Here is a 12,577-nt window from a genome sequence, read left to right on the forward strand (position 1 = left end):
GTACGATCGCACCCTTGTTAATCAAATGAGAAATGTCCCAGATGAGTGCGATTTCTACCACGGGGGTAGCTGCGGCAACTTAATATAGCAACACAAATTATAGTTTTTTGAGTGAAATAGGTTCTCAGGAATTGCTTTAAGTGTATTTAATATGATAATGTAATGTACGCTTGATTTTCATAAGCTTATATGCATCGTAAACCAAGTTATTTCTCAAAAAATAAGGAAATTAATGGGTAAGAAGTAGTGTATTTTGATAATGTTCAAAAAACAAACGACTTTTAACATCATCTTATAAATTTTGTAGGTACAGCATGGTTTTTCGGCGCTACTTCATTGCATCGAACTTAATAGTTTTCTTAGCATTTGGCTGTAGTGGTGGGGTAAACTCATCTACACAAAATACCAAACAAGTTGTGCAAGAAAGTAATGTAACTCAACTTTTCATAGAAGCGAAGGTTACGCAAAAAGCAGAAGATTTCTTTGTTCAAGGTAATAATTTATTAGATGGACAACGTTACGAAGATGCAATAAAAGCTTATGATAAAGCGATCGCAATCAAAGCTGAGAGTCCTGAAGCTTGGATTAACCGTGGCATTGGCTTAACATCGTTGCAACGCTACAAAGACGCTTTAGCATCCTACGATACTGCGATCGCTATCAAACCCGACAAATATGAAGCCTGGTATAATCGTGGTATAGCTTTGACATCGTTGCAACGCTACAAAGATGCGATCGCATCTTACGACAAAGCGATCGCCATCCAACCCGACAAATACGAAGCCTTAATTAACCGAGGCATAGCTCTGACAAAGCTACACCGCTACAAAGATGCTATTGGATCTTATGATAGAGCGATCGCCATCAAACAAGACTTGCACCAAGCATATTACAATAAAGCTTGCTCTTATGCTTTACAAAACAATCTGGAATTAGCAATTGAGAACCTAGACAAAGCAATCAAGCTTGTTCCTGAGAAATATAAGAAATTAGCAAAAACTGACCCAGATTTTAGCAAAGTGCGTAGTAAAAAGCAGTTTCAGGAATTATTGCAATAGTATTTTTAATCATTACTGGGCGTAAAATTAAAGTCCAAGTCCACTCTATTCCTGTTCATACCCCAATACGGTTCAGTTAAGGGCTAATTGTACAAAATCGTGGGTTTTCGAGACGCGATAAATCGCCGTCTCTACAAGTGTTTTGGTCTTATCTGAACTGTATTGGTTCATACCCTCTGTAGCAGCGATTCTAATCGTCCGGTGCAAAATGTAAGATAAATTACTTTAAAATAAAAGACAAGTCAATAATAAGTTAAATAGTTAAATTATACAGGCATAATATGATACCTTGGCACTGGTATGCTGCCTTTGGTTTTGTCGCTTTATCTCTCATCAGCTGTGATAATAACAGCCCCAAAAGACCTGGCGACATTGGCAAACAAGCCGGGGAAAGCGTGGTTTTAATCAACTACGCAGATAAAGCAGGACAAGGTACAGGATTTCTTGTGCCGGGAAAAAATAAAGAAGTCTGTACCGTACTTACGGCGCGTCATGTAGTACCACCCAGCGCCAAATTACAACTGCAAACCAACGACCAGAAAATCTGGGAAGTAGCAGATATCAAACGCTTCGCCCAGCAAGATTTAGCTGTGGTGATATTTAAACCTGATAATGGAACTTGCCTTTATAAAGCCCTTCCCTTGGGTAATTCTGACAAAGTGAGTCTCGGAGACAATATCTACATCACTGGTTTTCCTGGTAATAGTTTGGCAAAGCAGTTTACTGTCGGTACAGTATCATCAATTGACAGCCAAACCGATGGCTATGGAATTTCCTACAGTGCAACAACCGCAGGAGGGATGAGTGGGGGCCCCGTGATGAATGTAGTGGGAGAAGTGATTGCAGTGCATGGGCGTACCGAATTAGAACTTACTAGACAAGCTGAACTTAAAGGGGAATCACCACCACCACAACAGCAGTCTACAACAATTGCGAATTCACAACCTGGTGATGCAGTTGGCACTTTCAAATGGGGTATTCCGATTAATACATATATGGTAAATGTCTCCAAAATTCTTACGGAAGCGGAGGCTACTCAAAAGTCCCAAGATTTTTTGAATGAAGGCAATGATTACTTTGTCAAAGACAAGTATGAACAAGCGATCGCATCTTATGACAAAGCGATCGCCATCAAACCTGACTACTACGAAGCTTTGCTTTATCGAGGTAGTGCTTTAAATTACTTGCAACGCTATTCCGAGGCGATCGCATCAGACGACAAAGCGATCGCCATCAAACCTAACTACCAAGAAGTTTGGTATAACCGAGGTATTTCCCTAGTTAACTTGCAACGGTATTCCGAGGCGATCGCATCTTATGATAAAGCGATCGCCATCAAACCTGACTACCATGAAGCTTGGCATGGTCGAGGTATTTCCCTAGAGAGGTTGCAGCGCTATTCCGAGGCGTTTGCATCTTATGATAAAGCGATCACCATCCAACCTGACTACCATGAAGCTTGGCATGGTCGAGGTGTTTCCCTAGAGAGGTTGCAACGGTATACCGAGGCGATCGCATCTTATGATAAAGCAGTTGCCATCAAAGCTGACAAGTATGAAGCTTGGACTGCACGTGGGGTGTCACTATGGTACTTAAAACAGTACGATGAAGCGCTCAAATCATACGATAAAGCGATTAGTATCAAACCTGATTATCAAATAGCGATCGATAATCGCAAGAGTTTGCTGGAGCAGCTTGGGCGATCAAATTAGGCGTAAATTTAAGCCTAAAAATAAATTAATGTTATTTACTAGTAGTTGATCCAGCTTTGATATCCTCAGCCGCCAGATAGTTTTCAAAATTAACCTCAGATGAGTTAGCAGTAGCATTAGAGGCATTTGCAGAACCAGAACCTTGTTCAACAGTAGTACCATTCTTCAAAGCTTCTGTCATCCGTCGCAGCGAGTCGTAGCCATCAGCACTAACTTTGAGAGTCACCAACAGATTACAATTGTTGCGATCTAGCTTGGTATTGACGCAGATTACAGATTGGCTGGGTGTTTTTGGGTCAGGACGATAACTCAAACCAATTAAACCATCTTGGCGAAAGGCTTCCAATCGTTGAGCAATTACATCGCAGCGTTTTTGTGTATCCCAATCATCACCAAAGCTGTTGACCATCCTCAGCCAAGGCTTTTTCCCCTGATCGTTACGATACATCACTGTCCACACGTCACCACCATTTTGTGTATCAGGTTGTAAAGCACAAGAAAAGCGGTCTTTTGAACCGAAGCCTGGTGTTTCTGGAGTCCAGCCAGTAGCGACAAGGTATGCCAAAGCTAAACCAGCAACACCTGTCACTGCACCAATAATGCCAACAGTGAAATTCAATCCGTCAAATATGTTTTTAGACATTATGATCTGCCCTCAAATCCGCGTAAGTCCTGGCATTATTAAGATACATCAGCTACGCAATAAATTACGGAAAGAATTTTGAAGAAACTGCGTAGGCGCAGCCCACCGTAGGTATCGCTATGAGAACACGGCTTTATAATGAATGCAAACTAATGAACTATCAGAGATAAAATTGATGATCGTAGAATTAATATAAGTTTTAAATAAAATATGAAAAGATTGTTAATCACTGGAGCAAGTGGTTTTTTGGGATGGCATCTTTGCCAGCTTGCAAAACAAGAATGGGAGATTTATGGCACTTATTTATCCCATCCTTTAGAGATTCCTGGCATGAAAATGTTAAAAGCGAACTTAACAAATTTCCAGGAATTGAAACGTATTTTTAATGATGTTAAGCCAGAAGCAGTCATTCATACTGCTGCACATTCGCAACCAAATTTCTGTCAAACTAACCCTAAAGAATCGCACGCAATTAATGTTATAGCATCCTGCAATATTGCCGGACTATGCGCGGATAATTCTATTCCTTGTGCTTTTACCTCAACAGACTTAGTTTTTGATGGCTTAAATGCCCCTTATGGAGAAACAGATGCCGTGTGTCCTGTCAATCTTTACGGTGAGCAAAAAGCGATCGCAGAAGCAGATATGCTAGAAAGATATCCCATGACCGCAGTGTGTCGAATGCCATTGATGTTTGGTGCAGCAACACCCACAGCGAAAAGTTTTATTCAGCCATTTATTGAAACTTTAAAAACCGAAGAAGAACTAAGTTTATTTATAGATGAATTTCGCACACCAGTAAGTGGAACAACTGCCGCCAAAGGACTTTTCTTAGCATTAGAAAAAGTTAACGGCATCATTCACTTAGGTGGTAAAGAGCGGATTTCGCGTTATGATTTTGGACAGATATTAGTGGAAGTATTTCAACTTTCTGCCACCAAACTCAAATCCTGCCGACAACAAGATGTGAAAATGGCAGCACCTAGACCAGCAGATGTTTCTTTGGATAGTTCCAAAGCTTTTACATTGGGGTATCAGCCTTTATCTGTAAGGGAAGAATTAGAGGCAATACAATTCAGTTAAGGTTAAGTGTTAAAACTAAAAACGGAAATAGGCTATTTTGGGATACGATTATCTCCGGCACGCTACGCGAACTAGCCTCTTTATTCTGACTCCTGAATTCTGACTTCTGAATTCTTCTTCAATTTTACCTTTGATTAAAGTCCGCTTAAACTCATAACCATAAAATGGGGTGTCTCTAAACAATTGGAGACTTGTTTCTTTTTCTTGAGAAAAAGAAAATCATTGATTGATTTCATAACTATTCTACTAGTTATGAATAATCCGTTTGGAAAATAAGCAATTTAGAAACAAGCTATTTTTATAACTTGTAGTTGCAATTGCTTAGAGAAATTTATAGTGAGGAAAACTGAGATGAAATTGGTTTCAAAATTATTGGTTGCTGCTACTACTCTGACTTTAGGTTTTGCTACCGTAGATGCAAAATCTGCATCTGCTGCAATTCTTAATTACGCTTTCACAGTTGATAGTCCAGTAACTAAGGGAAGTGGCTTTTTTAGCTTTGATGACTCAACCTTCAGCAATGACTATAATCCTGAAGCTAGCATTCAGTCACTCTCTTTCAAATTTGATGGCGACTCTACTGTTTACACTGAACAAGATGATGCCAACTACCCAGATTTTCCTCTTGTCTTCCCAACTACATCCTTAACAGGACAAACATATTTTGCATTAGATTATCAGTTCGATGATAAAGCTAATCCTATCAGTTATGAAATTATTGGTGAGGATTTCACAATTTTCTCTAAAACTTCTCCTGATGCTGAACTAATATCAGGCACAGTTTCTTATAGACAAGTTCCTGAACCTACACCTTTAGTTGGCACTCTCTTTGTTTGTAGCCTTGGCTGGATGATGAAGAGGAAAGTAGTATCAATGAAAAAGGTTAAAATCTAACCTTGTTAAGTTGATATTAACAATTTCTTTGCCGAGGATTAATCTCTTTTTAGTAGGCTTTTATGTGAGAAAACAACATCTAACACATTGAGAGCAGAAGAGAAAATTGGGAATTAAAATCTCATTTTGGTCAGGGAATTAGTGATGAATTTTTACTACGATTACCCTGCCTTTTTTGTGTTAGCTGTTGCTGTACTTTAACTTACCTGTTAGTCAGGAGTAGAGGAGTAGAGAATGGTAGATTACCGGAATTTTGAGCAGTTCCTCCACAGTCGAATTAAACGACGCAACTTAATTGTTGGAGCAGGAGCATTATCTGGTTTAGCGATCGCTAACCAATTTTCTTCTCAAAGAGCGATCGCTAGAAGCAGATTTTCCAATTATCCTTTCACCTTGGGTGTTGCATCGGGTGAACCCTATCCTACCAGCGTAGTGATCTGGACTCGTCTTGCTCCTGAACCCCTAAACGGAGGTGGAATGCCACCTTTAAATGTGCCAATTCGCTGGGAAGTAGCAACTGATTCTAGTATGAGGCGGATTGTCTCTAGAGGTACGGTACTTGCAACTCCAGAACTAGCTCATTCAGTTCGAGTTGTGGTAGAAGGACTGCAATCTGATACTTGGTACTGGTATCGGTTTCTTGTCGGTCAAGACGCTAGCCCCGTTGGCCGCACTCGTACAGCGCCTTTAGCAAATAGCTATTTGAATAAATTTAACTTTGGCCTTGTCTCTTGCCAAAACTATCAGCAGGGATTCTATACTGCCTACAAATATCTAGCACAGGAAGACCTCGATTTAGTAGTGCATGTTGGCGATTACATCTATGAAGGGGGAATCTCAAACAATGGCCCCAGACAGCACAACAGTGCAGAAATTGTGACTTTGGAAGATTACCGCAACCGTCACGCCCTCTATAAAACCGATACCAATCTGCAAGCAGCTCATGCAGCGTTTCCGTGGATTGTCACCTGGGATGACCATGAAGTAGAAAACAATTACGCCAACGATATTTCCGAAATTGATACTGAACCAGATCAGGATCGGGCAATTTTCCTCCAACGGCGAGCTATTGCTTATCAGGTTTACTACGAACACATGCCACTCCGCCCCTTCTCGCGTCCTGTTGGCCCCGATATGCAACTTTACCGTCGGCTCTCCTTTGGTAACTTAGCCACCTTCCATGTTTTAGATACCCGTCAATACCGCACCGATCAGCCCTGTGGCGATGGTACTAAAGAACGTTGCCCAGAAAATTTAGATCCGAATGCAACGATTACCGGCAAGGCACAGGAAGATTGGTTATTCGATGGTCTAAATAGCTCAAAAGCTAAGTGGAATGTTTTGGCGCAGCAAGTACCGATTGCTCAACGAGACACAACACCAGGGGAAGGCGGAACTTACAGCATGGATAAATGGGATGGTTATGTGGCTTCGCGCGATCGCCTCATGGCTTTCCTCGGACAGCGCCAGCCCTCTAATCCAGTATCCTTAGCAGGTGATGTGCATTCTAACTGGGCGATGAATCTGAAGGCTAACTTTGATAACCCAGAATCCCCCACACTTGGAAGTGAATTTGTCGCTACCTCAATTAGCTCCGGTGGCGATGGGGCAGACAGCAACCCCAACGTTCAAGCTTACTTACCCGATAACCCACACATTAAGTTCTACAATAATCAACGGGGATATGTTCGCTGTACGCTGACTCCCACAACCTGGAAGACAGACTATTTGGTTATGTCAAACGTCACAACCCCAAATGGCACGATTAGTAAGCGGGCTTCATTTGTGGTTGAAGATGGTCGTCCAGAAATACAACAAGCCTAATCGTCTAATTCCCAGGTATAGCAGGAGGCAGGAGGCAGGAGGCAGGAGGTAAGTAGTTAAACAAAATTAATTACACAAAACTAAGGCATGAAACCCTTATCCAGACTGGAAACTCATGTGTAAATAATTCTGTGCGATTACTTAAAAGTATTACTATTCCTAGCCTTGGGGTTTTCAAAATGTCCTAACCTATGTGGCTACGGCTATATTAGAACCAAACAAAAACAGATAGAAACAGGTAAATCATCAGTGTTTATCTGTTTCTATCTGTTTTTTCATTTTCATTAAAGAGGAGTTAAGAGTTTTAATTCCTAACTCCTAACTTCAGTTTAGTAAGCATCCATTGGCAGACAAGAACAAACAAAATTCCTGTCGCCAAAGGCTGCATCAATGCGGCCGACAGCAGGCCAGAATTTATACTCACGAGTCCAAGGCGCAGGATAGGCAGCTTGTTCGCGAGAATAAGGATGATTCCATTCTCCGGTGATGAGACTTTCAGCAGTGTGGGGTGCGTTCTTCAAAACATTATCTTGGGTATCCACCTTGCCAATTTCTATTTCGGCAATTTCTTGGCGAATAGAAATCAACGCATCACAGAAACGATCCAACTCTTCCTTAGATTCACTTTCTGTAGGTTCCACCATGATTGTACCTCCTACAGGCCAGGAGACAGTCGGCGCATGGAAACCATAATCCATGAGACGCTTGGCGACATCATCGATTTCGATCGCAGCGGATTTTTTTAGCGATCGCAAATCTAAAATACACTCATGGGCAACTAGACCATTTTTCCCCTGATATAAAACCGGATAGTACGATTCCAGTTTTTTAGCCATGTAGTTAGCGTTGAGAATTGCCACCTTAGTTGCATGGGTTAAACCATCTGCACCCATCATTGCAATGTACATCCAAGAAATCACCAGGATACTCGCACTACCCCAAGGCGCAGCCGCAACAGCACCAATATGCTGCGTACTGGGGATTGGGTATTGGGTATTGGGTATTTCCTCTTTCCTAGTCCCCAGTCCCCAGTCCCCAATCCCTACCACAGGATGTCCTGGGAGAAAAGGTACTAAATGAGATGCAACACCAATGGGCCCCATACCAGGGCCACCGCCACCATGAGGAATACAGAAGGTTTTGTGCAAATTTAAATGGCAGACATCTGCACCAATATCTCCAGGACGGCAAATTCCCACTTGGGCGTTCATATTTGCCCCATCCATGTAAACTTGTCCACCATGACTGTGGACAACAGCGCAGATTTCCTGAATTGGTTCCTCAAAAACACCGTGAGTTGATGGATATGTCACCATTAAGGCGGCTAATTCATTGCTGTGTTTTTCTGCCTTAGCCTTCAGATCAGCAACATCAATATTACCTTGTGAGTCACAGGCAACAGCCACCACCTTCATTCCGCACATCACTGCACTTGCTGGGTTTGTCCCATGTGCAGAAGTGGGAATCAAACAAACATTGCGGTGTGCTTCACCCCGATTTTCGTGATACTGACGAATTACTAAAAGTCCTGCGTATTCGCCCTGAGAACCAGCATTTGGTTGTAGAGAAATACCAGCAAAACCAGTAATTTCAGCCAACCATGTCTCAAGCTGCTGGAATAGGATTTGATAACCTTGCGTTTGCGACGCCGGGGCAAATGGATGAATCTTGCCAAATTCTTCCCAACTTACCGGAATCATCTCAGCAGTTGCATTCAACTTCATTGTGCAAGAACCCAAGGGAATCATCGATGTCGTTAGCGACAAGTCCTTGCTTTCCAGCTTGTGCAGATAGCGCAATAACTCGGTTTCTGAGTGATAGCGGTTAAATACTGAGTGAGTGAGATATGTACTTGTACGGGAGAGAGGAAGATGGGAGGATGAGGAAGAAGTTAATTCTTCTAAAGTAAAGGGTAAATCATTTGTACCAGCGAAAATCTTCCAGAGGTCGATTAAGTCTTTTGGTGTAGTTGTTTCATCCAGCGATATACCAACAGTAGTTGCATCAAAAACCCGTAGGTTAATTTGAAGCTGTTCGCTAGCTGTCAAAATATCTTTTAAATTGTGTCTTCCCAGTTCTACTCGCAGCGTATCAAAGAAATCTTTGGAAGCGATGCTGTAACCCAAACGCTTCAGACCTTCCGCCAGCAACACTGTCAAAGAGTGGATATTTTCGGCAATTTGCTTAAGTCCAGTAGGGCCATGATAGACGGCGTACATACTCGCCATCACCGCCAGTAGCACTTGTGCAGTACAAATATTACTAGTAGCTTTTTCGCGGCGGATGTGCTGTTCGCGGGTTTGCAAGGCTAGACGTAATGCAGGTTTACCTTGGGCATCTTTTGATACACCTACAATTCGCCCTGGAACCAGCCGTTTATACTCTTCCTTCGTAGCAAAGTATGCCGCATGAGGCCCCCCAAACCCCAAAGGAATACCAAACCGCTGAGTACTTCCGACAGCAATATCAGCGCCAAATTCCCCAGGAGGGGTCAGTAAAGTTAAACTTAGAGGGTCTGCTGCTACCGTCACCAATGCACCCTTAGCATGGGCTTTTTCGATAAAAGCGCGGTAGTCGTAAATGGTGCCATCACTAGCAGGGTATTGCAGAACAGCTCCAAAAATTGGTTGATCAAAATCAAATGTTTGATGATCGCCAACAATAATCTTAATCCCCAATGGTTTAGCACGTGTTTGCAACACATCAATGGTTTGGGGATGGCAGTCACGAGAGACAAAATAGGCATTTGCCTGATTTTTGGAGACACCATAGCTTAGGCTCATCGCTTCAGCGGCGGCTGTGGCTTCATCCAGTAATGAAGCATTGGCAATTTCCAAACCTGTTAAATCAATAATCAGGGTTTGGAAATTCAGCAACGCTTCTAATCGCCCTTGGGCAATTTCTGGTTGATAAGGAGTGTAGGCAGTATACCAACCAGGGTTTTCTAGGATGTTACGCCCAATCACAGGTGGGGTAATACTGTCGTAATAGCCCATACCAATGTATGAACGGAAAACCTGATTTTTGGCAGCAACTTTTTTTAAAGATGCCAGTGCTGCATACTCACTTTCTGCTGCTGGTAACTTTAGCGGTTGCTTCAGCCGAATTGCCTGCGGAACTGTTTGGTCGATTAGAGCATCCAGGCTGGGAAACCCCAGAACCTTAAGCATTTGCTGGATGTCATCGGAGTTCGGGCCAATGTGTCTTGGCACAAAACTACTTAACTTTTGACTTTTTTCGTCCAGCACTTGCTGCTCATTAGACTTGAGAATAGGGGCGTTCAATACCACAAATTACTCTCCAGATGGTACTATTTCATATTTTGCAATAAATACTCATGAGAAGTAGGTGTAACTTTTCAGTTCATCTAAATTTCATGACTTCTCTTCGGGGGGGAGATGGGGGAGATTAGGGAGAAAATTTTACCTTTTCCTTATTCCCCATTCCCCATTCCCCACTCCCTACTCGCCTTCTACTTGAGCGCGATACTCATCTGCTGTCAACGCATCCTCAACTTCACCAGGGTCATTGACGCGCACTTTCAAAAACCATCCTTCACCGTAGGGGTCTTCTGATACTTCTTCGGGAGAATTAATCAAGGCTTCATTGCGTTCTATAACTGTGCCGGTTACTGGTGAATTCAGTTCTTCAACGGCTTTTACTGATTCAATTGTGCCAAAGTTTTCTCCTCTAGTAAGAGCATCGCCAATTTCTGGCAGTTCCAAAAAGACGATATCACCCAACTCATGTACGGCAAACTCAGTAATGCCTATAGTGGCAATTTCACCATCTATTCGCACGTATTCATGAGAATCCAGGTATCTGAAATCTTGAGGATATTCAAAAGACATATCACTTCCTCTCCCTTATCAAAAAAATTATTGCCCTAACAGTCATCCAAGCCATATCTGGTAATGAACCTTACTGTAGATTGAGTAACTCACAACACATTATTCCTCAAAAACCTTGGCGCTTGTTAGTTGGTGACACGATTTTTTGACCGATAAAAGGGACGTTTAACCACAACTGCTGGATAAGCTTTGCCACGAATTTCAACTTCTAGCTGCTGACCAACAGTTGCTAACTGTGTGGGAACGTAGGCTAAGGCAACGGGATAACCAAGTGTGGGCGATAGAGTTCCACTGGTAACTTCTCCCACGATTTTACCTGCGGATAACACTTGATAGCCGTGACGAGCAATGTTGCGTCCTTGGGTTTGCAAACCTACCAATCGGCGCTGCACTCCACTGGCTTTTTGCTGTGCTAAAACTTCCCGACCAATAAAATCGCCTTTGGTATCTAAGTGAACTAGCCAGCCCAAACCTGCTTCTAAGGGTGTGGTGATGTCATCGATATCTTGTCCGTAAAGTGCCATCGCCGCTTCTAGCCGCAGAGTGTCTCTCGCACCAAGTCCACAGGGAATAACACCAGCTTTATTGAGGGTTTGCCACAATTCTACTCCTACAGCCGGATCTACCATTACCTCAAAGCCATCTTCTCCGGTGTAACCTGTGCGGGCCAGGAAGGCGGGTTTCCCTAGTAGGGTTGCTTCTAGATGTCCGAAGGCTTTGATTGGTCTTAGGTCTTCTTGCACTAAGGGCTGGAGATATTTAATTGCTTTTGGCCCTTGCACGGCAATTAAGGCTTTTTCTGGTGAAAGGTCTTGGAATTGAACCTTATCCAGGTCAAGGTGTTGCAATAGCCATGCTTTATCTTTATTGGAGGTTGCCGCATTGACTATGATGAATGCTCTCTGTATACCAGCAGCGTTTTCACCTTGATAATAAACAATGATGTCGTCAATAATTCCGGCTTGGGGATTTAACAACACGGTGTATTGTGCTTGACCGGGTTGCAAACGACTCAAGTCGGAAGGCACTAATGGTTGGAGTTGGGAAATGAGGTTTTTACCTTGGAGGGTAAATTTGCCCATGTGGGAAATATCGAACATTCCGGCTGTATTTCTTACAGCCTCGTGTTCGCGGCTAATGCCACTAAATTGGACGGGCATTTCCCAGCCGCCAAAGCTAGTAAAGCGAGCTTTGAGTTCTACACCCACTTGATATAAAGGGGTTCGCGCCAGAGATTGGGCGTTGTCTTCTTGATTAGCCACAGGTAATTTTGCGTAGATGCGGAGCAACTTGCCGTTAGGCATCGCACCTCAACATCTATCATCCTAAGAGATGCTTTATGGTTTTACAGCCTTGTGTATCAAATTAGGGCATGGGGCATGGGGCATAGGATTAGGGAAGAGGTGACAGGTCACAGGTGATAGGTAATAATCTGTACCCCTGTAACCTGCACCCTATTCCCTTCTTCACTCCCTTTGTCGCCTTCTGTGAGGTTTAATAGTTAATGGTGCA

General features: G+C 42.8%; 9 protein-coding genes. 5 read left to right on the top strand and 4 right to left on the bottom strand.

Annotation, left to right across the window (positions count from 1 at the left end; genetic code table 11):
- Window positions 1-314: 314 nt before the first annotated feature.
- Together RRG12_RS13630 and RRG12_RS13635 are read left to right on the top strand one after the other, a co-directional pair.
- A complete protein-coding gene (locus RRG12_RS13630) occupies window positions 315-1,058 on the top strand; it encodes a tetratricopeptide repeat protein (RefSeq protein WP_420759660.1) in 744 nt (247 codons plus the stop codon).
- A 281-nt stretch (window positions 1,059-1,339) separates the two neighbouring features.
- On the top strand, window positions 1,340-2,770 hold the full coding sequence (locus RRG12_RS13635; protein ID WP_420759661.1) for a tetratricopeptide repeat protein: 1,431 nt from the start codon (window positions 1,340-1,342) through the stop codon (window positions 2,768-2,770).
- Between the two features lie 31 nt (window positions 2,771-2,801).
- Here the strand turns inward: RRG12_RS13635 and RRG12_RS13640 are convergent, their stop codons facing one another.
- On the bottom strand, window positions 2,802-3,413 hold the full coding sequence (locus RRG12_RS13640) for a COP23 domain-containing protein (protein WP_420759662.1): 612 nt from the start codon (window positions 3,411-3,413) through the stop codon (window positions 2,802-2,804).
- Window positions 3,414-3,623: 210 nt separating this feature from the next.
- On the opposite strand from RRG12_RS13640, the gene RRG12_RS13645 reads away from it, so the two are divergent.
- The 3 genes from RRG12_RS13645 (at window position 3,624) to RRG12_RS13655 (ending at window position 7,214) form a co-directional block, all read left to right on the top strand.
- Entirely contained in the window at window positions 3,624-4,496 is an 873-nt protein-coding gene (locus tag RRG12_RS13645; protein WP_420759663.1) for an SDR family oxidoreductase, read from the top strand.
- 351 nt (window positions 4,497-4,847) lie between these two features.
- The gene (locus RRG12_RS13650; RefSeq protein WP_069072680.1) at window positions 4,848-5,390 is read left to right on the top strand and encodes a PEP-CTERM sorting domain-containing protein; all 543 of its coding nucleotides are present in this window, start codon (window positions 4,848-4,850) and stop codon (window positions 5,388-5,390) included.
- A gap of 234 nt (window positions 5,391-5,624) precedes the next feature.
- Window positions 5,625-7,214, top strand: coding sequence for an alkaline phosphatase D family protein (locus RRG12_RS13655; protein WP_420759664.1), 1,590 nt, complete (start codon window positions 5,625-5,627; stop codon window positions 7,212-7,214).
- A 329-nt stretch (window positions 7,215-7,543) separates the two neighbouring features.
- On the opposite strand, the gene gcvP is transcribed toward RRG12_RS13655, so the two are convergent.
- From gcvP to gcvT, 3 genes are all read right to left on the bottom strand, one after another.
- Window positions 7,544-10,504 (bottom strand): aminomethyl-transferring glycine dehydrogenase, encoded by a 2,961-nt coding sequence (gene gcvP, locus RRG12_RS13660; RefSeq protein ID WP_420759665.1) that lies wholly within the window; start codon window positions 10,502-10,504, stop codon window positions 7,544-7,546.
- Window positions 10,505-10,675: 171 nt separating this feature from the next.
- A complete protein-coding gene (gene gcvH, locus RRG12_RS13665; protein WP_069072677.1) occupies window positions 10,676-11,065 on the bottom strand; it encodes a glycine cleavage system protein GcvH in 390 nt (129 codons plus the stop codon).
- A 125-nt stretch (window positions 11,066-11,190) separates the two neighbouring features.
- Window positions 11,191-12,327, bottom strand: coding sequence for a glycine cleavage system aminomethyltransferase GcvT (gcvT, locus tag RRG12_RS13670; protein ID WP_069072687.1), 1,137 nt, complete (start codon window positions 12,325-12,327; stop codon window positions 11,191-11,193).
- Window positions 12,328-12,577: the final 250 nt, after the last annotated feature.

This window comes from Nostoc sp. CALU 546, from assembly GCF_048836525.1.